This is a genomic window from Chitinimonas violaceus (assembly GCF_052601015.1).
The window spans coordinates 1-255 of the sequence record NZ_JBQXDJ010000284.1 but is presented as its reverse complement, the minus strand read 5'-3'; the positions used below and the strand labels follow the sequence as shown (position 1 = coordinate 255).

At 55.3% G+C, this 255-nt stretch carries 1 protein-coding gene; it reads left to right on the top strand.

What is annotated here, in order from left to right:
* A partial coding sequence (locus ACUHMQ_RS21655; RefSeq protein ID WP_445297428.1) for a transposase occupies positions 1-255 on the top strand: 255 nt, incomplete at both ends.

Sequence of the window (255 nt, the reverse complement as noted above, 5' to 3'; positions counted from 1 at the left end):
GAACCCCTTACCCCAGCGATATCAGTCGCGAACAATTCGAAGCCATCCGCCCTTTGCTGGAAAACGCCCGTAAAAAAACCAGTCCTCGCCGAGTCGACCTATACGACGTATTTTGTGCCGTCCTCTACCTACTCAAGAGTGGCTGCCAGTGGCGCATGTTGCCCAGCGAGTTCCCAAAGTGGCGTACCGTCCACGCCTACTTCAGCATCTGGAGTGAACCCCGTAAGGACGGTAGCCTGCTGACACAGGCATTAA